We start from the raw sequence: 1,028 nt of genomic DNA on the forward strand, positions 1-1,028 counted from the left end.
TGTTGTTTTGGCCTGAACGGTTAACGAGGGTTTGTAGGGGAAATTTAGCCACCGCCGACTAATTCTCCGGGTCGTTGATCCGTACCCTCTTGAAGAGACATTTTTTCGAGGGAAGCGTGGTGACCAAGTTGACCCTGCTGTGCCTGCCGTACTCCGGCGCCAGTGCCATGGTCTACAGCCGCTGGCGGCCAAAGCTGCCGCAATGGCTGCAACTGCAACCGGTGGAGCTGCCGGGGCGCGGCGCACGGTTCGACGAACCGCTGCACACCGACATGCGCGTACTGGCGATGCAACTGGCCAGGGAATTGCGCCCGACGCTCAAGACCCCTTATGCGTTGTTCGGCCACAGTCTGGGCGCGCTGATGGCCTGCGAAATCGCCCATGCACTGCGGGCGCTGGGCTGCCCGGAACCGGTGGCGCTGTTCGCCTCGGGCACCGCTGCGCCGACCATGCGCGCCGATTACGACCGCGGTTTTGCCGACCCCAAGACCGACGCCGAGCTGATCGACCAGTTGCGCACGCTCAACGGCACCAGCGAGGAAGTGCTGGCCAACGAAGAGTTGATGAGCCTGACCCTGCCGATCCTGCGCGCGGATTTCCTGCTCTGTGGCAAGTTCCAGCCGTTGCAGCGCCCGCTGCTCAAATGCCCGGTGCATGTGCTCGGCGGCAAGGCCGACAAGGCCACCACCGAGCAATTGATCGGCTGGAGCAAGGAAACCTCGGGCAGTTTCTCGGTGGACATGCTGGCCGGCGGGCACTTCTTCATTCATGAGCACGAAGCCCGGGTGCTCAAGGTGATCAAGGATCAACTTGAGGTGCATCACCGGCGCCACGCGCTGGCCGTCTCGGCCTGAGGCTTTACCTGTGGGAGCGAGCTCGCTCCCACAAGGGTATTTGGAAAACCAGAAAATCCGCGCTTTACCTCCCCTCTGACACTTCTTCTCAATCGCTAATTTTTCCGGTCTGCATTCGTTTTATAGGGACGACGTGCCTTTGTGCTGCCTGCCTACTGATCCGGATGCCAAGAA

At 61.1% G+C, this 1,028-nt stretch carries 1 protein-coding gene; it reads left to right on the forward strand.

All coding sequences use genetic code 11. The features are described 5' to 3' along the window. Nucleotides 1-116 precede the first annotated feature (116 nt). Nucleotides 117-854: a thioesterase II family protein gene (locus tag LOY31_RS09725; protein ID WP_085607927.1), complete on the forward strand. Its 738-nt coding sequence runs from the start codon at nt 117-119 to the stop codon at nt 852-854. Nucleotides 855-1,028 lie beyond the last annotated feature (174 nt).

The sequence above is a fragment of the Pseudomonas sp. B21-021 genome (assembly GCF_024749205.1).
In the GTDB taxonomy this organism is placed as follows: Bacteria; Pseudomonadota; Gammaproteobacteria; order Pseudomonadales; family Pseudomonadaceae; genus Aquipseudomonas; species Aquipseudomonas paraglycinae.